This is a genomic window from Gammaproteobacteria bacterium (assembly GCA_032250735.1).
Taxonomy (GTDB): Bacteria; Pseudomonadota; Gammaproteobacteria; order SZUA-152; family SZUA-152; genus SZUA-152.
In genome coordinates this window covers 162,103-184,531 of the sequence record JAVVEP010000002.1, presented here as the reverse complement: position 1 = coordinate 184,531, position 22,429 = coordinate 162,103, and the positions used below count along the sequence as shown (strand labels likewise).

Annotated in this window: 21 protein-coding genes and 1 tRNA gene; 2 read left to right on the top strand and 20 right to left on the bottom strand. The window is 57.7% G+C overall.

Going from position 1 to position 22,429, the window contains the following annotated elements; translation table 11 throughout:
• Positions 1 to 51: 51 nt before the first annotated feature.
• The 10 genes from RRB22_02235 to RRB22_02190 all read right to left on the bottom strand — a co-directional run bounded on the left by RRB22_02235 (position 52) and on the right by RRB22_02190 (position 8,154).
• On the bottom strand, positions 52 to 528 hold the full coding sequence (locus tag RRB22_02235; GenBank protein ID MDT8383208.1) for an NADH-quinone oxidoreductase subunit B family protein: 477 nt from the start codon (positions 526 to 528) through the stop codon (positions 52 to 54).
• Positions 519 to 875, bottom strand: a complete 357-nt coding sequence (locus tag RRB22_02230) for an NADH-quinone oxidoreductase subunit A (protein MDT8383207.1) — start codon at positions 873 to 875, stop codon at positions 519 to 521. Before RRB22_02230 ends, RRB22_02235 begins: the two co-directional genes overlap by 10 nt.
• 261 nt (positions 876 to 1,136) lie before the next feature.
• A tRNA-Leu gene (locus tag RRB22_02225) sits at positions 1,137 to 1,221 on the bottom strand.
• Positions 1,222 to 1,301: 80 nt separating this feature from the next.
• Positions 1,302 to 1,709, bottom strand: coding sequence for a preprotein translocase subunit SecG (gene secG, locus RRB22_02220; protein ID MDT8383206.1), 408 nt, complete (start codon positions 1,707 to 1,709; stop codon positions 1,302 to 1,304).
• A gap of 77 nt (positions 1,710 to 1,786) precedes the next feature.
• Positions 1,787 to 2,536 carry a triose-phosphate isomerase gene (tpiA, locus tag RRB22_02215; protein ID MDT8383205.1) on the bottom strand — a complete coding sequence of 250 codons (750 nt, stop codon included), beginning with the start codon at positions 2,534 to 2,536 and terminating at the stop codon, positions 1,787 to 1,789.
• A gap of 176 nt (positions 2,537 to 2,712) precedes the next feature.
• Positions 2,713 to 4,053 (bottom strand): phosphoglucosamine mutase, encoded by a 1,341-nt coding sequence (gene glmM / locus RRB22_02210; protein MDT8383204.1) that lies wholly within the window; start codon positions 4,051 to 4,053, stop codon positions 2,713 to 2,715.
• Positions 4,054 to 4,131: 78 nt separating this feature from the next.
• Positions 4,132 to 4,983, bottom strand: coding sequence for a dihydropteroate synthase (gene folP / locus RRB22_02205; protein MDT8383203.1), 852 nt, complete (start codon positions 4,981 to 4,983; stop codon positions 4,132 to 4,134).
• 42 nt (positions 4,984 to 5,025) lie between these two features.
• Positions 5,026 to 6,975 carry an ATP-dependent zinc metalloprotease FtsH gene (ftsH, locus tag RRB22_02200; protein ID MDT8383202.1) on the bottom strand — a complete coding sequence of 650 codons (1,950 nt, stop codon included), beginning with the start codon at positions 6,973 to 6,975 and terminating at the stop codon, positions 5,026 to 5,028.
• A 274-nt stretch (positions 6,976 to 7,249) separates the two neighbouring features.
• On the bottom strand, positions 7,250 to 7,876 hold the full coding sequence (gene rlmE, locus RRB22_02195) for a 23S rRNA (uridine(2552)-2'-O)-methyltransferase RlmE (protein MDT8383201.1): 627 nt from the start codon (positions 7,874 to 7,876) through the stop codon (positions 7,250 to 7,252).
• On the bottom strand, positions 7,873 to 8,154 hold the full coding sequence (locus RRB22_02190) for a hypothetical protein (GenBank protein ID MDT8383200.1): 282 nt from the start codon (positions 8,152 to 8,154) through the stop codon (positions 7,873 to 7,875). Before RRB22_02190 ends, rlmE begins: the two co-directional genes overlap by 4 nt.
• Positions 8,155 to 8,305: 151 nt before the next feature.
• On the opposite strand from RRB22_02190, the gene yhbY reads away from it, so the two are divergent.
• Entirely contained in the window at positions 8,306 to 8,599 is a 294-nt protein-coding gene (gene yhbY / locus RRB22_02185; GenBank protein ID MDT8383199.1) for a ribosome assembly RNA-binding protein YhbY, read from the top strand.
• A gap of 83 nt (positions 8,600 to 8,682) precedes the next feature.
• Here the strand turns inward: yhbY and RRB22_02180 are convergent, their stop codons facing one another.
• The 10 genes from RRB22_02180 to hrcA all read right to left on the bottom strand — a co-directional run bounded on the left by RRB22_02180 (position 8,683) and on the right by hrcA (position 21,185).
• Positions 8,683 to 9,180, bottom strand: coding sequence for a DUF4149 domain-containing protein (locus RRB22_02180; protein MDT8383198.1), 498 nt, complete (start codon positions 9,178 to 9,180; stop codon positions 8,683 to 8,685).
• Between the two features lie 2 nt (positions 9,181 to 9,182).
• Positions 9,183 to 9,662: a transcription elongation factor GreA gene (gene greA / locus RRB22_02175; GenBank protein MDT8383197.1), complete on the bottom strand. Its 480-nt coding sequence runs from the start codon at positions 9,660 to 9,662 to the stop codon at positions 9,183 to 9,185.
• A complete protein-coding gene (gene carB, locus RRB22_02170; GenBank protein MDT8383196.1) occupies positions 9,659 to 12,880 on the bottom strand; it encodes a carbamoyl-phosphate synthase large subunit in 3,222 nt (1,073 codons plus the stop codon). The genes greA and carB overlap by 4 nt, the downstream gene beginning before the upstream one ends.
• 57 nt (positions 12,881 to 12,937) lie before the next feature.
• Positions 12,938 to 14,083, bottom strand: coding sequence for a glutamine-hydrolyzing carbamoyl-phosphate synthase small subunit (gene carA / locus RRB22_02165; GenBank protein ID MDT8383195.1), 1,146 nt, complete (start codon positions 14,081 to 14,083; stop codon positions 12,938 to 12,940).
• Positions 14,084 to 14,369: 286 nt separating this feature from the next.
• Positions 14,370 to 15,176 (bottom strand): 4-hydroxy-tetrahydrodipicolinate reductase, encoded by an 807-nt coding sequence (gene dapB, locus RRB22_02160; GenBank protein MDT8383194.1) that lies wholly within the window; start codon positions 15,174 to 15,176, stop codon positions 14,370 to 14,372.
• Positions 15,177 to 15,273: 97 nt separating this feature from the next.
• Positions 15,274 to 15,831 (bottom strand): DsrE family protein, encoded by a 558-nt coding sequence (locus RRB22_02155; protein MDT8383193.1) that lies wholly within the window; start codon positions 15,829 to 15,831, stop codon positions 15,274 to 15,276.
• Positions 15,832 to 15,924: 93 nt separating this feature from the next.
• Positions 15,925 to 17,058 (bottom strand): molecular chaperone DnaJ, encoded by a 1,134-nt coding sequence (gene dnaJ / locus RRB22_02150; GenBank protein MDT8383192.1) that lies wholly within the window; start codon positions 17,056 to 17,058, stop codon positions 15,925 to 15,927.
• 160 nt (positions 17,059 to 17,218) lie between these two features.
• A complete protein-coding gene (gene dnaK / locus RRB22_02145) occupies positions 17,219 to 19,156 on the bottom strand; it encodes a molecular chaperone DnaK (GenBank protein ID MDT8383191.1) in 1,938 nt (645 codons plus the stop codon).
• A 179-nt stretch (positions 19,157 to 19,335) separates the two neighbouring features.
• Positions 19,336 to 19,989, bottom strand: coding sequence for a nucleotide exchange factor GrpE (gene grpE, locus RRB22_02140; protein MDT8383190.1), 654 nt, complete (start codon positions 19,987 to 19,989; stop codon positions 19,336 to 19,338).
• A gap of 104 nt (positions 19,990 to 20,093) precedes the next feature.
• Positions 20,094 to 21,185, bottom strand: coding sequence for a heat-inducible transcriptional repressor HrcA (hrcA, locus tag RRB22_02135; protein MDT8383189.1), 1,092 nt, complete (start codon positions 21,183 to 21,185; stop codon positions 20,094 to 20,096).
• A 295-nt stretch (positions 21,186 to 21,480) separates the two neighbouring features.
• Here hrcA and RRB22_02130 point away from each other — a divergent pair, with 295 nt between their 5' ends.
• Positions 21,481 to 22,365, top strand: coding sequence for an NAD(+) kinase (locus tag RRB22_02130; protein MDT8383188.1), 885 nt, complete (start codon positions 21,481 to 21,483; stop codon positions 22,363 to 22,365).
• Positions 22,366 to 22,429: the final 64 nt, after the last annotated feature.

Sequence of the window (22,429 nt, the reverse complement as noted above, 5' to 3'; positions counted from 1 at the left end):
ATCCCTCACTCTCTGAAACTATTCCGAGGCCCAACTGCAAACGGGCGATAATTAGCGGGCAATAGTATTTGTGCGCTTAATTTTATTTTGTAGTTGTATGATGCCGTAAAGCAGCGCTTCTGCTGTTGGCGGACAACCTGGCACATAGATATCCACGGGCACAATGCGGTCACAGCCGCGCACCACCGAATACGAATAATGATAATAACCGCCACCGTTGGCGCATGAACCCATGGAAATGACCCAGCGCGGCTCAGACATCTGGTCATAAACCTTGCGCAATGCGGGCGCCATCTTGTTCACCAGCGTGCCCGCCACAATCATTACATCCGATTGACGGGGACTGGGACGGAAAATTATGCCAAAACGATCAAGGTCATAGCGCGATGCGCCGGCATGCATCATCTCCACGGCACAGCAGGCAAGACCAAAGGTCATCGGCCACAACGAACCGGTGCGCGCCCAGTTGATCAGCGCATCAGCCGAGGTCGTGACCACGCCTTTCTCAAGAATGCCTTCTACTCCCATTCCATGGCCCCCTTTTTCCATTCATAGGCAAAACCGGCAACCAGAATGGCTAAAAAGACAAACATGACCCAGAAACCATAAACACCCAGATCTTCAAGCACCACGGCCCACGGAAACATAAAGGCGATTTCAAGATCAAAGATAATGAACAGGATAGCAACCAGGTAAAAGCGCACGTCAAATTTCATGCGAGAGTCTTCGAAGGCTTCGAAGCCACACTCATAGGGAGACAGTTTGGCGCTATCGGGGCGCTGCTCTGCCAGCAGATAGGCCAAGGCAATGGGCGCCACACCAAAGATCAGGCCCAGCACCAGAAAAACGAGAATTGGTAAATAATTTTCAAGCATACCGCTTAGAATCCCACCCGCAGATTTTATTGTTATTTTTTTGTCGTTATTGGTAACTATAAATTTGCTGCAAACGCATTATTGACACTGTGTCGTCCGCTTTTATCCCAAGCGGTAAGACGTGATTCGTTTGCACGAACCACCGAGTCTAGGCTAGATCAAAAGAGCTTGTCAAGGCTGGAGACTTTGCAAATACCCCTTGCGAATCAATGTGTTAATTCACATTATTCCAGAGGAATCCATTTGACTTCGCTTAAAATATGGTGCCGATGGCCGGAGTCGAACCGGCACAGCTTACGCCACTACCCCCTCAAGATAGCGTGTCTACCAATTCCACCACATCGGCAATTTTTTAACTACTGAACATCACCCGCAGGTTCATTCGCGCTGCACTAAATCAGCAGCTACCACCCGTCACAAAACCGGTTACGGGCTTTCCGGCGTGTCGTTGGAATCTTTTTGTAGCGGTGCTTCTTGTACGGGCGCTTCTTGCACGGGTACAACCGGTCCATCAGTATCAACCGTCGGTTGAGCTGCCTCAGAGGTGACCGGCATCTCTGTCTGCTGATCCATCAGGCTGCTGGGGACCTCCGCCGTTCTGAACATATACGCCATCGACAGGCTGGTCAGAAAAAAGACCGTCGCCAATATCGCGGTGGAGCGTGAAAGAAAGTTGCTGGATCCCTTTGCGCCAAACACCGAACCGGAAGCCCCGCCAGCCGCACCGGCACCAAAGGCGGCACCGGCATCAGCGCCCTTTCCGTGCTGCATCAACACCAGGCCAACGATGCCCAGGGCGACTAAAATATGTATTGCTAATAATGCTGTTTGCATGAACGTATAAACTCAATATTGGAACGTTTGAAATCTCTTACTTGGTAGCACTTGGTATAGCACCGGCGATAGGAATATCAGCCCGCACGGCAAATCGCCAAAAAGCCCGCGGCATCCAGTGATGCGCCACCGATCAGGCCACCATCGATATCTGCCATGGCAAACAATTCGCCGGCATTATCCGGCTTTACGCTGCCACCGTAAAGAATTTGTAGCTTATCGGCGATAGCGGCATCCTTTTCGGCAACACGCTGGCGAATAAAGGCATGTACATCCTGCGCCTGCTGCGGCGAGGCGGTCTTACCGGTGCCAATCGCCCATACCGGTTCGTACGCCACAATACCGTCGCCCAGGGCGGTGACGCCGGATCGGGCCAATACGGCATCGAGCTGTCGGGCCACCACTGCCTCGGTTTCCCCGGACTCACGCTCTTCCAGCAGCTCGCCGACACACAGGATAGGGATCAGGCCCGCCGCATGGGCGGCCGCATATTTGTCGGCAACCACCTCGTCCGTCTCGCCAAACAGGGCGCGGCGCTCCGAGTGACCGACAATCACGTACCGGGAACCGAGATCCAGCAGCATATCCGCAGAAATCTCGCCGGTAAACGCGCCGGATTTTTCCGGGCTGAGATTCTGTCCACCCCAGGAAACCTCGCTCCCGGCCAGGACTTCAGCGGCCTGGGGGATATAGATTGCAGGCGGACAGACCACCACTTTTGCATTGACACCGGCCTTAACCCCCGCCATCACACCGTCGAGCAGCAGCTGATTCTCTTTCAGCGAACCGTTCATTTTCCAGTTTCCGGCTACCAGGATTTGACGCATGTAGGTGATTTCCTTTTAGTGACAACAACAACAATAAATAGCTACGACAAATGCCGGCAATTCACTCACAATCGTTGATATTCCCGAGCACGGGCTAATACCTTGACCGCAGGCAGCATTGCCAGCCCAAAATCAGGCCGCAAATCTTAACCGCCCCGGGCCCAAAAGACAAACCGCTAGCCGGCCAGGGCCTCCTCGACCACGCGCGCCAGACGTAGCGTGAGCTGGGTCACCAGCGCCGCATCCTCGCCCTCCACCATGACACGGACCAGCGGTTCGGTGCCGGATGGGCGCAGCAATACCCGACCACGGTCACCCAGTTCGGCCTCGGCCTGGCTCACGGCCAGCCTGATCGCCGGCGAAGCATCGACATCCACCTTACCGCTGACACGTACATTTTCCATGCACTGGGGGAACTTGCTCATGCCTGACTTCAGCTCATTCAGACTGAGGCCAGAGCGTTGCACCGCGCAAACCACCTGCAGGGCGGCAACAATGCCATCCCCGGTAGTGGTGCGATCCAGGCAAATTATATGCCCCGAAGACTCGCCGCCCAGCATCCAGCCGCCATCGGCCAGCAGCTCCATGACATAACGATCCCCTACCTTGGCACGCTTAAAATCGACGCCGTCACGCTGCAGGGCAAGTTCCAGCCCCAGGTTACTCATCAGGGTGCCCACCACGGCGCCGGGCAGACTGCCCTCATTCAGGCGCGAACGGGCGATGATGTACAGCAGTTCATCGCCATCCACGATCTCGCCCCTGTGGTCAACCATGATGACGCGATCGCCATCGCCATCCAGTGCGACACCTAAATCCGCCCCCTGCTCCAGCACCATCCGCTGCAGTGCCGCCGGTTGAGTCGAGCCCACGTCCTTGTTGATGTTCAGGCCATTGGGATTGACGCCGATGGCAACAACCTCGGCGCCCAGTTCCGTAAACACATTGGGGCCGATGTGGTAGGTCGCGCCATGGGCACAGTCCACCACAATTTTCATACCCTTAAGGCTCAGGGATGAAGGCACGGTACTTTTGCAGAACTCGATGTACCGTCCCGGCGCGTCCACCACGCGCACCGCCTTGCCTAACGAGGCGGAGTCCACACACTGCATCTCTTTTTCAAGCTCGGCCTCAATCTCCATCTCCACTGCATCACACAGTTTGGTGCCGGTCGCCGAGAAAAACTTGATGCCATTGTCCTGGAAGGGATTATGAGAGGCACTGATGACAATACCGGCATCGGCGTGCAGGGTACGTGTGAGATAGGCAATCGCGGGCGTGGGCATCGGGCCCAGCAGGTAACTATTGACACCCGCCGCAGCCAGACCGGCCTCCAGGGCGCTTTCGAACATATAACCCGAAATACGGGTGTCTTTGCCGATCAATACCTTGCCAGTGCCCGACTTCGCCAATACACGGCCAACGGCCCAACCCAGCTTCAACATAAAAGCCGGATTAATCGGGCCTTCGCCAACGGTGCCGCGAATGCCGTCAGTACCAAAATACTTTTTTCCCATGCCCTGATTCCTTTCTACAATGTCTTGAATATTTTTATTGAGATCACTGGTTTAATGCCCCGCCTGCCAAAAAACCCATCACGCGGAGCGCACGGCATGGACGATCCTTGCGGCATCCACGGTCGCGGCCACATCATGGGCACGGATAATGTTTGCCCCAAACTGGCAACAGAGTGTGGCCAGGGCAATGCTGCCCGCCAGACGCTGTTCTGTTTTTCTGTTCAATAAAGTGCCGATTGTCGACTTGCGGGAAACCCCCATGACGATGGGTTTCCCCAGGGCTGCGAATGCCGACAAATTTTTCACCAGACTCAGGTTGTGCGCGACCGTTTTCCCAAAACCAAACCCGGGATCAATCAACAGCCTGTCGGCATCGATTCCGGCAGCGGTACACGCCGCAATACGCGCCTGTAAAAAATCCTTAATGTCATTCACCACATCATCGTATTGTGGATTGAGCTGCATCTCACGCGGCTCACCTGACATGTGCATCAGACACACCGCCACATTTTTTTCATCAACGGCCTGGACAGCAGCCTGAAGCGCGCCGGCCTCCCTCAGCGCGCGCACATCATTGATCATGCCGGCACCGGCGTTTACCGCCGCACGCATAACCTCAGGCTTGCTGGTGTCCACCGAGATAATCGTATCGATTTCCTGGTGGATCCGTTCAATCACCGGAATGACGCGATCCAGTTCTTGCTGCACACTCACCGCCGTCGCACCCGGTCGCGTCGATTCACCGCCCACATCGATAATCGCAGCCCCATCCAGCACCATCTGTCGGGCCTGCGCCAGGGCGTTTGAGGCAGATACAAAAAGACCCCCGTCCGAAAAGGAATCGGGGGTCACATTCAATATGCCCATAACGTGCGCCGGCGAGGTACTGCAAACATCCAGCTGTTTGCCACCGCAGTGCAATGAACCCATCATTGGCCAGTCAGTCTAGGTCAATGCGTGCAACGATGGCGATTAATGTTCGCCTGCCGGGCCACCAATTTTACTGTCGCTCGCCTTGCTATCACTCGCGGACTTATCTTCGGCACTGGCTTTACTGGCGCCACTGTCAGTCGGAGTGTTGGCACGCGTATCATCATCCGACCAGTCCGCCGGTGGACGCGGCGGCTTACCCGCCATGATGTCCGCAATTTGTTCCTGATCGATCGTTTCAAACTTCATTAGTGCGGCAGCCATCGCATCAAGTTTATCCCGGTGTTCCTTCAGGATATTTTCCGCGCGTTGATAGTTACGATCAATAATCACGCGAATTTCTTCATCGATGATGTGTGCAGTCTCATCCGAAACATGCTTGTTTTGCGAGACGGAATGACCGAGGAAAACCTCGCCTTCCTCTTCCATATAGGTCAGCGGCCCCAGTTTTTCGGACAGCCCCCACTTGGTCACCATGTTGCGCGCGATTTCCGTGGCACGCTGGATATCGTTAGAGGCGCCGGTCGTTACCGATTCAGCCCCAAACACCAGCACCTCGGCAATACGCCCACCAAACATGCTTGAAATCTGGCTCTCCAGGCGCTGTTTACTGTAACTGTAGCGATCCGCTTCCGGCAGGAACATGGTGACACCCAGGGCACGGCCGCGGGGAATGATAGTCACTTTGTAAACCGGGTCATGTGACGGCACATTCAGGCCGACGATGGCATGACCTGCCTCATGAAACGCCGTCAATGATTTTTCGGCCTCATCCATCACCATGGACTTGCGTTCCGCGCCCATCATGATTTTATCTTTGGCCTTTTCAAAATTGGCCATGGTGACCAGCTTGTTATTGGCACGGGCGGCAAATAACGTCGCCTCGTTGACCAGATTGGCCAGATCGGCACCAGAGAAGCCGGGCGTGCCACGGGCAATGATATTGGGTTTCACGTCATCGGCCAGCGGCACTTTGCGCATGTGCACCTTGAGAATCTGCTCCCGGCCACGCACGTCCGGCAGGCCGACCACGACCTGGCGATCGAAACGACCCGGACGCAACAGGGCGGGGTCGAGCACATCCGGGCGGTTAGTGGCGGCGATGACGATGACGCCCTCGTTACCCTCGAAACCATCCATCTCCACCAGCAACTGATTCAGCGTTTGCTCGCGCTCATCATGTCCGCCGCCCAGACCTGCACCACGGTGACGGCCCACGGCATCAATTTCATCGATGAAAATAATGCAGGGTGCATGTTTTTTGGCCTGCTCAAACATGTCGCGGACACGCGAGGCACCCACACCCACAAACATCTCGACGAAATCGGAACCCGAGATCGTGAAAAACGGCACCTTGGCCTCGCCAGCGATGGCCCTGGCCAGCAGAGTTTTACCGGTACCGGGCGAGCCCACCAGCAACACACCGCGCGGGATCTTGCCACCGAGCTTCTGAAATTTGCCGGGATCGCTCAGAAACTCGACCAGCTCGGCTACCTCTTCCTTGGCCTCTTCGACACCGGCCACATCGGCAAAAGTCACCTTGACCTGATCCTCGCCCAACAGGCGCGCCTTACTCTTGCCGAAGGACATCGCACCACGACCACCGCCGCCACCCTGCATCTGCCGCATGAAGAAAATCCACACCGCAATCAGCAGTAGCATCGGGAACCAGGAAATAAAGATTTGCGACAGCATGCCCGGTTGCTCGGGTGGCTTGGCATCAATAATCACGCCGCTGTTCAGGAGGTCGGCAATCAGCCCCGGATCATCAGGACTGTAGGTCGTAAAACGCTCACCGTTGGCGGTGAGACCGCGGATGGAGCGGCCAGCAATTTCCACTTTCGAAACGGAGCCCTGCTTTACCGCGGCCACGAATTCCGAATAGTCCATCGGTTTTGCCGAGGTGGGGCGCGGTCCGAAATTATTGAACACCGACACCAAGACAACGGCGATGACGATCCATAAAACAAGGTTTTTTGCTAAGTCACTCAAACTGGGTAACCTCTGGTTTAGTAAATGATTTAGTCATCGTTTTAGTAAATAAGGTTTCATTACTACTCAAACGGGTTTGCTGACCAGGTAATAGGGTGCATTTAGTGGCGAAAACAACCGCCTGCAAATTAGTGGCGATAACAACCGCCGGTAAACTGCCTACTGAATTGCTGTGTAATAAATTGTTTGGTAGATCGTTTAGTACATTAATTGATGCTGAATTTCAACTTCAACCCGCGCCTGGCCCGCCTGGCCTGGAGCCCAGATGGGACCGTCAACGCAGCCCCTTAAAACCTTTAGCCAAGAGATACACCTCTCGTGATTTTGGTCGTGATGCCTTGGGCTTGCGGATCAGCACCTTGGTAAATGACTGTCGTAGCAGCTGCAAATAGGGGTCGAATCCCTCCCCCTGAAACACCTTGGTGAGGAAGTCGCCGCCGGGCTTCAGTGTGCCCTGAGCAAAATCCAGTGCCAATTCAGCCAGATACATCGCCCGAGGCTGATCGATTCCCCGCATTCCACTCATATTGGGGGCAATATCTGACAATACAAGGTCAACCTCGCGCCCGGCCAGGGCTGCGATAAGCTGCTCGTGCACCGCCTGCTCGGTAAAATCGCCCTCGATGAAGGTCACCTCGTTGAGTGGCTCCATCGGCAGGATGTCGAGCGCGATCACCGTGCCGGACTTGCCCACCAGTGGCGCCGTGATCTGCGACCAACCGCCGGGGGCGGCGCCCAGATCCACGACGACCTGTCCCTGCCGAATCATCCGGTCCTTTTCCTGGATTTCCAGCAACTTGAAGACCGCCCGTGAACGGTAGCCGGCCTTCTGCGCCGCCTGCACGTAATGGTCATTAAAGTGCCGGCGTAACCAGTTTTGGCTGCTATTGGTGCGTTTCATGGGCACACTTGCGCCCGGGCGAGACAGCGGCGCAACACGGCACGGGTCCGCAGCACCAGCCAGGCCATGCTGGTCAGGCCATAGCCCAGCAAGATCAACCACTGCGTCTGCGCATTGGCTGTGATAGAATCCGCCGCCAGCCAAACGATGGCACCGAGCAGGATGGCAAAACCGAGTTCGATTTTGATGCCATTAAACGGGCTGGCCGCCACCCCAAAACCGCGTGAGCCCGGTATGCCTTCGGACTCGGCGCAGGATGGATGGCTCTCAGTCCGCATTTCTCTGGTTTCTGGATGCAGGGTTTCTGGGTTCATGGACTCTGGCTTTGTGGCTGCGGGAAATGTCATGGCTGGTACGCCTCCAACAATGTCGGTCGCGCAACGCGTGGCGGATGAATATTACTTCTAATTACTTTTAGCATTGGTCTTTATGTTATTGACACCTAAACAAAAACGCCACCTCCGTGGCCTCGCCCACAACCTCAAGCCGGTGGTGATGATTGGCAACAGCGGGATCACCGACGGCGTAATCGCGGAACTGGACGCCCGCCTGGCGCACCACGAACTGCTGAAAGTGCGCATCAGCGGGCAGGACCGTAATGAGCGACTGAAAATGGCCGCCGACCTCTGCAAACGGACCAATAGCCAACTGGTCACGACCATCGGACATATCGCCGTCCTCTATCGACGTGGCGAGTACCCTGGCATCAAAGTGCCGCGTTAGGCCTGCTCGGCCGGAGACGAGAAAGGCAGGCGGCAAAAGCGGGAAGTGCGGCCCGGCACCCGCAACGCACGCCCAGCACAGGATTAATGCGTATCGCCCGTCCGCACGCCGATCCGCAGACCAACGGCAACCAGACTCAGCCCCAGCAGGCTGGTGAGCATATACAGGATCGACGACAGGCCGTGCAGGCGTCCAAAGCTGGCGGCCTGGGCACTGCCGGGTACCATACCCTGCGCCGCAAACTCCTGCTTGAGCTCCACCATCATCGGCTGCACCACAAAGGCACCGACCACGACCAGTACCAGCATGCTCGCCAATACCCAGCTGCGCCACTCACGCGCCCAGACCGAGCCCGCCCGCACCAGGGTCGACACCAACAACAGGCTGCCGGCCACCAGACCGATGTAACTGATCAGCCGGAACACCTGGCCCGCCAATTGCCCGGCAAGCTGGCGATCATCCAGGCCCGTAAACAGGCTAGGGGCAACCACATAACCCGCTGTCCAGAGACCGCCGACCCACAAGGTCAGCAGACTGCGTTCTGCGCCCGCCCACCAACAGGACCGCGAAATTCCCCGCATGACTAGAGATATTTCACCGCGATGATCTCGTATTCCTTCACGCCGCCGGGAGCCTGCACCTCGGCAATATCGCCCTCTTCCTTACCGATCAGGGCGCGCGCAATCGGTGAGGTCACCGAAATCTTGCCGACCTTAAGATCGGCCTCGTCTTCACCGACGATCTGGTAAGTCACTTCCTTGCCGGTCTCTTCTTCGATCAAATCCACCGTAACACCAAAAATAATCTTACCGGTCGGCGTAATCTGTGAGATGTCGATGATCTGCGCGTTACTCAGTTTATTGCTGATATCGGCAATGCGGCCTTCCGTAAAGCTCTGCTGTTCACGCGCCGCATGATATTCAGCATTTTCCTTGAGATCGCCATGCTCGCGCGCAGTGGCAATCGCAGCGATAATCTGTGGTCGCACGACATTTTTCAGCTCGCGCAGCTCCTCGCGAAGCTTTTCTGCCCCTTCTGCGGTTAATGGTACCTTCCCCGTCATTGCCTAATCTCCTGGTGTAAGTCTTGCAGTCGGTTAACCACCGAGCTTTCCCCCTGCTCCATCGCCGAACACATGGCATCAGCACCGGCTAATGTTGTAGTGTAGGTGACCTTATGCTGCAAGGCATTACTGCGAATGGTGCCCGAATCGGCGATCGCCTGTGTGCCTTCCGTGGTGTTAATAATCAGCTTTATTTCATCGTTTTTAATCATATCCACAATATGGGGACGCCCCTCGCCCACCTTATCCACCGTAACACACTCAATGCCGCCGTCACCCAGAGCCTTGGCGGTACCCCGTGTAGCAACCAGCACAAAGCCCAGCTTTACCAGTCGCCGGGCAACATTGAGGACACCCGGTTTATCGGCATCGCGCACACTGACAAAGGCCGCGCCACCGGATGGCAGACTGACGCTCGCGCCCAGCAGCGCCTTGGCAAAGGCCTCCGCAAAATCCCGCCCGATCCCCATCACCTCACCGGTGGATTTCATTTCCGGCCCCAGAATGGGATCGATACCGGGGAATTTTACAAACGGGAATACGGCCTCCTTCACCGAAAAATAGTCGGGAATGATTTCGGTGGTAATGCCCTGCTCCGCCAGGCTTTTGCCTGCCATGCAGCGCGCCGCGATTTTCGCCAGCGGCAAACTGGTGGCCTTGGAAACAAAGGGCACGGTGCGCGAACCGCGGGGGTTCACTTCGATAACATAGATATCGTCGCCCTTGATCGCAAACTGCGCATTCATCAGACCCACAACATTGAGCGCCAGCGCCAGCTCGCGGGCCATCTCGCGCATCCGTTCCTGCACATCCGCCGACAGACTGTAGGGAGGCAGCGAACACGCGGAGTCACCGGAATGTACACCGGCCTGTTCGATGTGCTGCATGATGCCACCCACCAATACCTGTGTGCCGTCGCACACCGCATCCACATCGACCTCAATTGCGTCATCAAGAAACCGATCCAGCAGCACCGGCGAATCATTGGAGACTTTCACCGCTTCGCGCATGTAGCGCTTCAGCTCGCTTTCGTTATACACAATCTCCATGGCACGACCACCCAGCACATACGATGGTCTAACCACGAGTGGGTAACCGATATCTGCCGCCAGCTCTACCGCCTGTTCCGGATTGCGCGCGGTGTGATTCGGCGGCTGTTTGAGGCCAAGTTTTTGTATCAGCTTCTGGAACCGTTCGCGGTCTTCCGCCAGATCAATCGCATCCGGCGAGGTGCCAATAATCGGCGCACCGGCGGCTTCCAGCTCGCGCGCTAGTTTCAACGGTGTTTGACCACCGTACTGCACGATCACGCCCATGGGCTTTTCCAGTTCGACCAGCTCCAGCACATCTTCCAGCGTCAGCGATTCAAAATAGAGACGATCCGAGGTGTCGTAATCTGTCGAAACGGTTTCGGGATTACAGTTCACCATGATGGTTTCATAGCCGTCTTCACGCAGGGCAAAGGCGGCATGCACACAACAGTAATCGAATTCGATACCCTGGCCGATGCGATTGGGCCCGCCTCCCAGCACCATAATCTTTTCTCTGCTGGTCGGCTTCGATTCACATTCCTGCTCATAGGTGGAATACATATAGGCGGTATTGGTGGAGAATTCCGCCGCACAGGTATCAACCCGTTTGTAGACAGGCCGGACGCCCAGCGCATGACGGTGCGCACGCAGCTTATTGACATTCATGGCCAGCAAATCCGCCAGTCGTTGATCGGCAAAACCCTTGCGCTTGAGCGCAAACATGCGCGCCTTATCGAGCGACGCCAGGCCCTGCTCCGCAACCTCTTTTTCCAGTTGGATGATCTCTTCAATCTGCACCAGGAACCATGGGTCAATCTTGGTCAGTTCGAACACCTCAGCGACCGGCAGACCGGCGCGAAAGGCGTCACCCACGTACCACAGACGATCCGCCCCCGGCGTACGCAGTTCGTGGCGCAGTTTATCCATCGCACCTTCGGCAGCAAAATCCAGAATCGGATCCAGGCCGGAGACACCCGTCTCCAGACCGCGCAAGGCCTTTTGCAGGGACTCCTGAAAGGTGCGACCGATGGCCATCACCTCACCCACCGATTTCATCTGGGTGGTGAGCCGGGAGTCGGCCTTGGGAAACTTTTCAAACGTGAAGCGTGGCACCTTGGTGACCACGTAGTCGATGCTCGGCTCAAAAGAGGCCGGTGTCGCACCACCGGTGATGTCGTTCTGCAACTCATCCAGCGTGTAGCCGACGGCGAGCTTGGCGGCAATCTTGGCAATGGGGAACCCGGTGGCCTTGGAGGCCAGGGCCGAGGAACGCGACACCCGCGGGTTCATCTCAATGATGATCATGCGGCCATTTTCGGGGTCAATGGCGAACTGCACATTGGAGCCGCCAGTATCCACACCAATCTCACGCAGCACCGCCAGCGAGGCGTTGCGCATGATCTGATACTCTTTGTCGGTGAGTGTCTGCGCCGGGGCGACGGTAATGGAATCACCGGTGTGAATACCCATGGGGTCGAGATTTTCGATGGAACAGATGATGATGCAATTGTCCTTGCAGTCACGCACCACCTCCATCTCGTATTCCTTCCAGCCGAGAATGGATTCTTCCACCAGCAACTCCTTGGTGGGCGAAAGATCCAGGCCACGCTCACAGATCTCGACAAACTCTTCCTTGTTGTAGGCAATACCGCCACCGCTGCCGCCCATGGTGAACGACGGACGAATCACCGTGGGATAACCCACCTGCGCCTGCACCTGCCAGGCCTCTTCCAGGCTATGGGCGACCGCGGCACGCGGCATATCCAGGCCGATCTTTTCCATCGCCTTTTTGAAACGGTCACGGTCTTCGGCCTTGTCGATGGCGTCGCGGTTTGCGCCGATCATCTCGACCTTGAATTTCTCCAGCACGCCTTCGCGATCCAGATCCAGCGCGCAATTGAGTGCCGTCTGTCCGCCCATGGTCGGCAACAAGGCGTCGGGACGCTCGCGCTCGATGATGTTGGCGACGGTCTTCCAGGTGATGGGTTCGATGTAGGTCGCATCGGCCATGTCGGGGTCGGTCATGATGGTGGCCGGATTGGAGTTCACCAGGATGACGCGGAAACCCTCTTCCTTCAGGGCCTTGCAGGCCTGGGCGCCGGAGTAATCGAATTCGCAGGCCTGGCCGATGACAATCGGGCCGGCGCCAAGGATGAGGATGCTTTTTATGTCGGTACGTTTTGGCATGTAAATAACAGTCTCTAGTGTCTGGTTGCGAGGGGTGGGAAAAACCGCGAACCCTCGCTACTCGTTACTCGCCCCTCGATACTGTTTGATCGCTTCAATAAAGCGATCAAACAAGGGTGCCACATCGTGCGGGCCCGGGCTTGCCTCGGGGTGGCCCTGAAAACTGAACGCCGGTTGGTCGGTGCGCTCCACACCCTGCAATGAGCCGTCGAACAGGGAGCGATGCGTGGCCCTCAGGTTCGCGGGCAGGGATGCCTCGTCTACCGCGAAGCCGTGATTCTGACTGGTGATCATCACCTCGCCCCCCTGCAGGTTCTGCACCGGGTGATTGGCGCCATGATGGCCAAACTTCATCTTCAGGGTCTTCGCGCCACTGGCCAGCGCTAACAGCTGATGTCCCAGACAGATACCAAAGGTGGGCAGGCCGCTGTCGACCAGGGGTGGTATCGCCGCCAGGGCGTAATCACAGGGTTCCGGGTCACCCGGGCCATTGGAGAGGAACAGGCCATCGGGGTTCAGGGCCAGCACCTCGGCCGCCGTCGTCTGGGCCGGCACCACCGTCAAGCGACAACCGCGGTCCACCAGCATGCGCAGGATGTTGCTTTTTACGCCGTAGTCATAGGCGACCACGTGATAGGGCAGATCGCTGCTGGGCGCGGGCAGGCCGCCCTCCAGTGTCCAGCTGCCCTGTGTCCAGGCGTAGGCCTTCTTGGTGGTGACCACCTGGGCCAGATCGACGCCCTTTAGACCGGGGAAGGCCTGGGCGGCAGCAATCGCGGCCTGCGGGTCGATAGCGTCACCGGCGACGATACACCCGGCCTGCGCGCCCTTTTCACGCAACACACGGGTCAGTGCGCGGGTATCGATGTCGGCAATGGCGACAACCCGGCCCGCCTGCAGATAGTCCTCGAGGCTGGATTCACTGCGCCAGCTGCTGGCCAGCAAGGGCACATTGCGCACCACCAGACCACTGACGTGGATCGCAGCGGATTCTGCGTCTTCGTGATTGGTACCGACGTTGCCGATGTGCGGGTAGGTCAGGGTGACGATCTGCTGACAATAGGAGGGATCGGTAAGGATCTCCTGATAGCCAGTAATGGAGGTGTTGAACACCACCTCACCCACTGTCTGGCCATCTACCCCAATCGATTCACCCCAAAAGAGTGTGCCATCCGCTAAAGCCAGTAATGCCGGTTTTCGCAAGCCGTTTTCCTCGTTCAGGAGTCCCGTTTAAGAGTCTCGTTGCATGTCGTATTGGATGAGCTAAGTACCTACCGCAGAGCCGCAAAAGACGGGCCTGCAAAACCTGCAGATGCACAAAGCGGGAGGGACGATGTCTCGGCCTCCCGCTCAAAATTTAGCCCCGCATCACATCGCGTTCGTCTGCTTCGCGCGTTCGATACAGTGCGGTGATTTTACTGTAATGGGTTCCCGTCTGTCTAGGAGCGAGGGATGAGAGCCGAGGCGGTAAGGGCCTAGGCAACCGCCATCAATCGGCGTTGAGGCCCAGCACATCCTGCATGTCGTACAGCCCGGTATCACGGGCACCGAGCCACAGGGCAGCCCGCATCGCGCCATGGGCGAAGGTCATTCGGCTGGAGGCCTTGTGGGTGATCTCCACCCGCTCGCCCATACCGGCAAACAGCACGGTGTGATCACCGACAATATCGCCCGCACGGATGGTTTCAAAGCCGATGGTCTTTCGGTCCCGCTCACCGGTGCGCCCTTCGCGGCCATACACCGCGCAGGTCTTCAGATCACGACCCAGGGCCTCCGCCACCACCTCGCCCATCCGTAGCGCCGTGCCCGAGGGCGCATCGATCTTGTGACGGTGGTGGGCCTCGATCACTTCGATATCCACCTCATCACCCAGCACCCTGGCCGCCATTTCCAGCAGTTTGAGACAGAGATTGACGCCAACGCTCATATTGGGGGCGAACACGATACCGATCTCACTGCTGGCCTCGCGGATTAGCGCCTTTTGCGCATCGTCAAAACCCGTGGTGCCGATCACCATCGCGCTACCGCGTTCGCGGCAGACGGCGATATTCGCCAGCGTCACCTCGGGGCGGGTGAAATCGATCAACACATCAAACGCCGCGGCCTCGTCCAGCCGGTCCACCACAGGAATACCCAGCGTACCGATACCGGCCAGCTCACCGGCATCGACGCCCAGCAGGGAGCTGCCGGCACGCTCGATCGCCGCGCTCACCATCAGCCCATCGGTTTCCTTGGCCGCTTCCAGCAAGGCCTTACCCATGCGCCCGCCGGCGCCGGAAATTGCGATTTTTATCATCGTCTCTCTGACACTCACTTTTCTTGTTAGTCTTTTTTAGCCTATTGCGCGGGATGAAGGACTATCGGGCCGGTGATCAGCCCTGACATCAGCCGCCCTACCAGCTCAGATAGGCGTAACCCTGTTCCTGTAATTCCATCAAATCCGAGGCGCCGACCTCCACGATCTTGGCAAACGGCAGGATATCCTTTTCCTCCCAATGCAGTGACTTCATGGTATTGCCGCAGGCATGAAATTCGACACCATACTGGCTCAGGCTGGCGACCCGCTGCCGGATCTCCTCGCTCACCGGCCGCCCCGGTGTCTTGCCGAGAATGTGGATCCCGGGGCCGATACCCACCACCACGATGGAAATATTATCGCCCCATTTCCTGAGCATCGCACCCACCGAAAACAGCACCGCCTGCTGGTAGGCCTCATCGGCCTGATTAAACTGGTACACGACCTTGTGTTCGGGCGGATCGCCGGGGAAACGCAGCTGCTCCTCTTCGGCGGCAACAACGGTGGCGCTCAGCAGCACCAGAATCGCGCTGAGCCATATCGCCTGTAGCCGGCCCTGTCGTCGTGGCCCTGCTCCCACCGCCGTCATGGCCGGATCTGGCGTGGTTAATAGGCGCGGGCGGCACGACAGGCATTGCAGTAATCGAATCTTCATCTGATCTCCTTAATGTGTCACCAGCATCATCGGCCACCCGAATCTCGGCCGGGGTGGCAGAGAACATGCCGACCAATCTACCTTAAAAAGTTTCTATAACTTGATGCCATCAATGAAATTTTTGACGCCATCGATCCAGGAGCTTTCCTTCGGGCTGTGCTTCTTACCGTTATCGGACATCGCCGCCTCAAACTGCTTCAGCAATTCCTTTTGCTTGCTGTTCAGATTGACGGGCGTCTCCACCGAAACCCGGCACAGCAGGTCACCGACCGGGCCGCCGCGCACCGACTTCACGCCCTTGCCGCGCAGCTTGAACAGTTTGCCGGTCTGGGTCTCGGGCGGGATGGTGAGCTTCACCTTGCCGTCCAGGGTGGGCACCTCCAGCGTGCCGCCGAGGGTGGCGGTGACAAAGCTGATCGGCACCTCGCAATAGAGATTGTTCTCCTCGCGCACAAACAGCGGATGCTCCTTGACGCCGATCTGCACATACAGATCACCACTCGGCGCGCCGCGATCACCCGCCTCGCCCTCGCCGCTGAGGCGAATCCGGTCGCCATTGTCCACCCCGGCAGGCACCTTCACCGACAGGGTCTTGCGCTCCTGGGTCCGGCCATGACCATGGCAGGTGGTGCAGGGGTCCTTGATAACCTGGCCTGTGCCCTCACAGTGCGGACAGGCCTGTTGCAACGAGAAGAAGCCCTGCTGCATGCGCACCTGCCCCACACCGCCACAGGTGGTGCACTGCTCGGGCTTTGAGCCCTTTTTCGCACCACTGCCGCCACAGGTCGCACAGGTGACCGAGGTGGGAACCCGGATCTTCACCGTGGTGCCGCGCACCGCCTCTTCCAGGCTCAGGTCCAGGTTGTAGCGCAGATCCGCGCCGCGTCGCGCCCGCTGCTGGCCGCCGGGGCCACCGCCGCCACTGAAGATATCGCCAAACACATCGCCGAAGATGTCGCTGAAACTTGCGCTCCCGCCTGCATGCCTGCCACCGCCTCCCTGTTCCACGCCGGCATGACCAAACTGGTCATAGGCGGCACGCTTTTGCGGGTCACTCAGTACCTCGTAGGCCTCTTTGGCCTCCTTGAATTTCTCTTCCGCGCCCTTGTCGTCAGGGTTGCGATCCGGGTGGTGCTTCATTGCCAGCCGTTTGAAGGCCTTTTTCAGTTCGGCATCGCTGGCGTTCTTGTTCACCGCCAGAATTTCGTAATAATCGCGCTTAGACATATTTATATTCAGTCACTTATACGTTAATTGCACAATCCACATTAACTCCCTGCAGATCGCCTCAGCAGACGGCAGAAACGCGACAACCGGAAATATCCTGTTGCCGCGTCTTTCTGCGTCCGCCTGATCATCCCGGTGTCTGTGTCACCCGGGGTCACACCTACTTGCTGCTGTCGTCTTTGACCTCTTCGAATTCCGCATCGACGACATCGTCATTGCTGGTATTGGCCTTGCCGCCCCCAGCACTCTTCTCCTCTGCCGAGGAATCCGCTTCCGACTTTTGCGCATAGGCGCGTTCGGCCATCTTGCCCGAGGCCTCCACCAGCGCCTTGGTCTTGGCCTCGATGTCATCCTTGTCGTCACCCTTCATGGCGATATCAAGGTCGGCGATGGCGGATTCAATGCTTTCTTTTTCGCCGGCTTCAAGCTTGTCGTCGCCCATCTCCTGCAGGGACTTGCGAGTCGCATGGATCATATTGTCGGCCTGGTTTCGGGCCGCAACCAGCTCGTGGAACTTGGCATCGTCCGCCGCATGGGCCTCGGCGTCTTTCACCATCTGGGTGATCTCCTCATCCGACAGACCGCTGGAGGCCTTGATGACGATGGACTGTTCCTTACCGGTCGCCTTGTCCTTGGCCGACACATTGAGGATACCGTTGGCGTCGATATCGAAACCCACCTCAATCTGCGGCACGCCGCGTGAGGCGGGCGGGATATCAGACAGATCAAACCGACCCAGCGATTTGTTGGCGGAGGCCACCTCGCGTTCGCCCTGCAACACGTGCACGGTCACCGCGGTCTGGTTGTCTTCCGCGGTCGAGAACACCTGCTGGGCCTTGGTAGGAATCGTGGTGTTCTTTTCGATCAGCTTGGTCATCACGCCGCCCATGGTCTCTATACCGAGGCTCAGCGGGGTCACGTCCAGCAGCAGCACGTCTTTCACGTCGCCGCCCAGCACACCACCCTGGATGGCGGCGCCCACGGCCACCGCCTCATCAGGGTTCACGTCCCGACGCGGCGCCTTGCCGAAGAAGGCCTCAACGGCGGCCTGCACCTTGGGCATACGGGTCTGGCCACCGACGAGGATGACGTCGTCAATGTCCTGCGCGCCCAGGCCGGCATCGCTCAGCGCGGCGCGGCAGGGGCCGATGGTGCGCTCGATCAGATCTTCCACCAGCGATTCCAGCTTGGCGCGGGTCATCTTGATGTTCAGATGCTTGGGACCGCTGGCGTCGGCGGTAATGTAGGGCAGGTTGATGTCCGTCTGCTGCGTCGAAGACAGCTCGATCTTGGCCTTTTCCGCACCCTCTTTCAGGCGCTGGATGGCCAGGGGATCGTTGCGCAGATCCACGCCCGAGTCTTTCTTGAAGGTATCCACCAGGTAATCGATCAGGCGCTGATCAAAATCTTCACCGCCGAGGAAGGTATCACCATTGGTGGACAGCACCTCCACCTGGTGCTCGCCATCGATCTCTGCAATCTCGATCACCGAGATGTCAAACGTGCCGCCACCCAGGTCGTACACGGCGATCTTGCGATCACCCTCTTTCTTGTCCATACCAAAGGCCAGGGCGGCCGCGGTCGGCTCATTGATGATGCGTCTGACCTCGAGACCGGCGATCTTGCCGGCGTCTTTGGTGGCCTGACGCTGTGAATCGTTGAAATAGGCCGGCACGGTGATCACCGCCTCGGTCACTTCTTCACCGAGATAGTCCTCGGCGGTCTTTTTCATCTTTTGCAGGATGCGCGCGGAGACTTCGGGCGCCGCCATCTTGCGGCCATTGGCTTCCACCCAGGCATCGCCATTATCGGCGGCGACGATCTTGTAGGGTACGAGGGAGATGTCTTTTTGCACCTCAGCATCCTTAAAGCGGCGGCCGATCAGGCGTTTTACCGCATAGATGGTATTTTTCGGATTGGTCACGGCCTGACGTTTGGCGGAGGCACCCACGATGACGTCATTGTCATCGGTATAGGCGACGACAGATGGCGTGGTGCGATCACCCTCGGCGTTTTCGATCACGCGGGCCTCACCGTTTTCCATCACCGCAACGCATGAATTTGTCGTTCCCAAGTCAATCCCGATAATTTTTCCCATGACGCTATTTCTCCACTCTTGCTTCAGTAAATGAGGTAAATTTTTTGTAATCCAGCGGTTGATTAAATGGTTTCGCGAAGGTCGAGTAACCGTAAATCTACCGTCGCTATCTCGTCACTCTCTGTGTTGGTCTATGTTGGTCTATGTTGGTTAACAAGATAAGGACGAATAGCCCTATTTCAAGCCTGTTCATCAATATGTTTGGGGGTTTCGTCTGTGCCGGCCGCCGTTTCGGTGACGGCCCTGGACACCACCACCATGGCGGGGCGGATCAGGCGCTCATTCAGCAGGTAGCCTTTCTGCATGACGGCGATCACGGTATTGGGTTTGTGATCGGCGCTCTCCTGCAGGGTCATCGCCTGGTGCAGGGCCGGGTCAAAGCTGTCACCGATGGGGTTCAGCGCCTCGATGCCGAATTTTTCCATGGCGGCGGTCAGCATCTTGAGGGTCAGCTCGGTACCCTGCCTGAGCTGGGCCAGCCTCGCATCGTCACTGGCCTCCGGGTCCGCTTCAACGGCCGCCAGGCCCATCTCCAGGCTGTCCTTGACCGGCAGTAGCTCGAGTGCGAACTTTTCCAGGCCAAATTTGTGGGCATTTTCGGTGTCCTGTCGGGCGCGACGCCGGACATTTTCCGTTTCCGCCTTCGCCAACAACAGCTGATTCCAGTGTTCGTCCGCCTTGGCGCGGGCATCTTCCAGCAGCAGGGTGAGATCCTGCTCTTCACCCTCCTCCGCTGTGGTCGATTCCTGTTGCGTCGAATCCTCCAACACGCCTTCCAGGACTTCCTCCTGAGCGGCTGCGGACTCTGGTGTTGCGCCTTCCTCATGTGCCATGCTTTTCGTTCTCCCGGTCTTCAGGTATTCAACACGCAACGGCGTCCGTCAGGCATGCTGCCCCGCGAACACCGTCCAATCAATAACAACAGGGGATATGCGGACTAATTCCGCTGATTCAAGACCGCACCCAATAATTTTGCGGTGACATCCACCATCGGGATGATGCGGTCGTAGGCCATACGGGTGGGACCGATAATACCCAGCACGCCCGATACCTTGTTATCCACGGAATACGGCGTGGTGACGACACTGCAGTTGTCCAGCGCCTGGTAGCCGGATTCGTGGCCGATAAATATCTGCACACCCTGCGCCTGCAGGGATTTGTCGAGCAGATCCAGGATCGCCCGCTTTTCATTGAAGGCATCAAACAAGTGTCGCAGGCGGGATACATCCGCCATCTCCTCATAACTCATGAGATTGGTCTTGCCGGCCATGACATAGTCCTGCTTCCTGCCCTCGCCGCCGGTATCAAACACCTGATGCGCCATGGCAATGGCGGAACGCATCATCTGATCCATATGGGTCTGCGTCCTTTCCATTTCCGCGAGCAGGTCCTGGCGGACCGTGCGCATATCCTTGCCCATGAACTGGGCATTCAGGTAATTGGCGATGCGCTCCAGCTCCGGCAGGCGGTATTGCCGGTCGGTGTGGATCACGCGGTTCTGCACGTCCTTTTCGTTGATCACCAGAATCGCCAGCACGCGATTTTCCGACAGCGGCAGGAATTCAATCTGTCGCAGCGAGGCCTGTTGTTGATATGGCAACATCACCACGCCCACCATCTGGGTCAGGCCGGACAACATCGACGAGGCCGTCTCCAGCAGTTGCGGCGTGTCGCTGCGTGGGTCGAGCGCCTCGGACAACAGCCGCATGTCGTTGGCGTCTATGGGCTTGATGCTGACCAGGTTGTCGATGAACAGGCGATAGCCAAGCTCGGTGGGCACCCGGCCCGCCGAGGTATGGGGCGCCGACACCAGACCCAGACGCTCCAGATCCGCCACCACATTGCGAATCGTCGCCGGGCTCAGATCCAGACGGGCATCTTTCGCCAGCACCTTGGAACCCACCGGCTGCCCCTCGCGGATGTAGCGCTCAATCAGGGCCTTCAACAGCAACTTGGCGCGCTCGCTGATTTGCGGTTCGCTCAGGCGGCTGTTGACCGTCGATTTGGTGATATCAGGTTTGGTGTTCACAGGCTTGCTCACAAATTCAGCATATCGTCGGGTTACGAATGACACCCCGCTCCTTGGCGATAGCATCAGGGCAGGCATTCATCTTACTGGGGAAATATGCAGATTCATACTCTCCTACTAAGGTGCGGCCAGTGCTTACGAGAAACAAGGGTGACAGGGGATAATGGAGGATGTGACCGAGGGCAATAAGGGGGAATGGACCGCCCACCATAGTGGTTGGCCGCCTACAGACAACATGCTAACGTAGCCGCAATCAATCACAGCACCCTCCCAACAGCCCAAGAAAAATAAAACTATGTCATACCACTTCAAAACCATTGGCATCATCGGTAAGCATGGCGATCCCCATGCCGGTGGCGTATTGCGCGAACTGCTGGGCTACCTGGATCGCTGCGAGATTTCGACATTGCTGGACGAGGTATCGCTGGAGGCGGCCACCGACCTGACCGCGCACCGTCAGTTTGCCAGCCGCCAGAGCCTCGGTGAAAACTGCGATCTGGTGATTGTGGTCGGTGGCGATGGCACCCTGCTCAATGCCGCGCGCAGCCTGGTGGATCATGGTGTACCCCTGCTCGGCATCAACCTGGGACGCCTGGGCTTTCTGACCGACATCACCCCCGCCGCGCTCATCGACACCCTGGATCAGATCTTCGCCGGCAACTATCAGGAAGAAAAGCGCGACATGCTGCAGGCCCGGGTGATGCGTGGCGGTCAGCCGCTCAATGAAAGTGCCGCCTTTAATGACGTGGTGGTACACACCTGTAGCGTGGCGCGAATGATCGAATACGATGTCCACATCGGTGGCAAACACGTCAACACCGCGCGCTCGGACGGCATGATCGTCTCCACGCCAACCGGTTCCACGGCTTACGCCCTATCGGGGGGCGGCCCCATCCTGCACCCCTCGCTCAGCGCCCTGGTGCTGGTGCCGATCTGTCCGCACACCATGAGTTATCGCCCCATCGTGGTGGACGCCAGCAATACCATCGAGATTATCGTCAGCGAAAACAATCAGGCCCGTGCCCAGTGCACCTGTGATGGCCAGATCGATCTGGGGCTGGAAAATGGTGACCGGGTGGTGATCGAACGCAAGGCAAACCAGATCCGGCTGATCCATCCTGCGGATTACAACTATTACGGTATCCTGCGGGCCAAACTGCACTGGGGAAAACGGCTCTAGCACGGGCACTGCACAACAACACCTATCGATTTAATAACAGCCAGTTAGCGAACACAGTTAATCC

Coding starts and splice junctions, on each gene's coding strand:
- RRB22_02235 (MDT8383208.1), bottom strand. CDS start 528: ATGGGAGTAGAAGGCATTCTTGAGAAAGGCGTGGTCACGACCTCGGCT.
- RRB22_02230 (MDT8383207.1), bottom strand. CDS start 875: ATGCTTGAAAATTATTTACCAATTCTCGTTTTTCTGGTGCTGGGCCTG.
- secG (MDT8383206.1), bottom strand. CDS start 1,709: ATGCAAACAGCATTATTAGCAATACATATTTTAGTCGCCCTGGGCATC.
- tpiA (MDT8383205.1), bottom strand. CDS start 2,536: ATGCGTCAAATCCTGGTAGCCGGAAACTGGAAAATGAACGGTTCGCTG.
- glmM (MDT8383204.1), bottom strand. CDS start 4,053: ATGGGAAAAAAGTATTTTGGTACTGACGGCATTCGCGGCACCGTTGGC.
- folP (MDT8383203.1), bottom strand. CDS start 4,983: ATGGGTTCATTGCACTGCGGTGGCAAACAGCTGGATGTTTGCAGTACC.
- rlmE (MDT8383201.1), bottom strand. CDS start 7,876: ATGAAACGCACCAATAGCAGCCAAAACTGGTTACGCCGGCACTTTAAT.
- RRB22_02190 (MDT8383200.1), bottom strand. CDS start 8,154: ATGCGGACTGAGAGCCATCCATCCTGCGCCGAGTCCGAAGGCATACCG.
- yhbY (MDT8383199.1), top strand. CDS start 8,306: ATGTTATTGACACCTAAACAAAAACGCCACCTCCGTGGCCTCGCCCAC.
- RRB22_02180 (MDT8383198.1), bottom strand. CDS start 9,180: ATGCGGGGAATTTCGCGGTCCTGTTGGTGGGCGGGCGCAGAACGCAGT.
- greA (MDT8383197.1), bottom strand. CDS start 9,662: ATGACGGGGAAGGTACCATTAACCGCAGAAGGGGCAGAAAAGCTTCGC.
- carB (MDT8383196.1), bottom strand. CDS start 12,880: ATGCCAAAACGTACCGACATAAAAAGCATCCTCATCCTTGGCGCCGGC.
- dapB (MDT8383194.1), bottom strand. CDS start 15,176: ATGATAAAAATCGCAATTTCCGGCGCCGGCGGGCGCATGGGTAAGGCC.
- RRB22_02155 (MDT8383193.1), bottom strand. CDS start 15,831: ATGAAGATTCGATTACTGCAATGCCTGTCGTGCCGCCCGCGCCTATTA.
- dnaJ (MDT8383192.1), bottom strand. CDS start 17,058: ATGTCTAAGCGCGATTATTACGAAATTCTGGCGGTGAACAAGAACGCC.
- dnaK (MDT8383191.1), bottom strand. CDS start 19,156: ATGGGAAAAATTATCGGGATTGACTTGGGAACGACAAATTCATGCGTT.
- grpE (MDT8383190.1), bottom strand. CDS start 19,989: ATGGCACATGAGGAAGGCGCAACACCAGAGTCCGCAGCCGCTCAGGAG.
- RRB22_02130 (MDT8383188.1), top strand. CDS start 21,481: ATGTCATACCACTTCAAAACCATTGGCATCATCGGTAAGCATGGCGAT.